This window comes from Pseudomonas capeferrum (genome assembly GCF_013523055.1).
GTDB classification, from domain to species: domain Bacteria; phylum Pseudomonadota; class Gammaproteobacteria; order Pseudomonadales; family Pseudomonadaceae; genus Aquipseudomonas; species Aquipseudomonas capeferrum_A.
The window spans coordinates 1-341 of the sequence record NZ_JAAMQM010000077.1; the positions used below are offsets into that span (position 1 = coordinate 1).

The following is a 341-nucleotide window of genomic DNA, read 5'->3' on the forward strand; positions in this document are numbered from 1 at the left end:
GTGGGCTTCCTGATGATGAGCCATATGCAAACGCCCGAAGGGCTCGCGCAACAGGCGAAGCTGATGGAAAGCTACGGCGCCACCTGCATCTATGTGGTGGACTCGGGCGGGGCGATGAACATGGATGACATCCGTGCCCGCTTCCGTGCAGTCAAGGCCGTGCTCGACCCGGCGACCGCGACCGGCATCCATGCCCACCACAACCTTAGCCTCGGCGTGGCCAATTCCATCGCCGCGGTGGAGGAGGGCTGCGACCGCATCGACGCCAGCCTCGCCGGCATGGGCGCCGGTGCCGGCAACGCACCGCTGGAGGTGTTCATTGCCGCCGCCGACAAGCTCGG

Annotated in this window: 1 pseudogene; it reads left to right on the top strand. The window is 66.6% G+C overall.

Going from position 1 to position 341, the window contains the following annotated elements:
• Positions 1–341, top strand: a pseudogene (gene mhpE / locus G7009_RS27370) (4-hydroxy-2-oxovalerate aldolase); the annotation flags it as partial.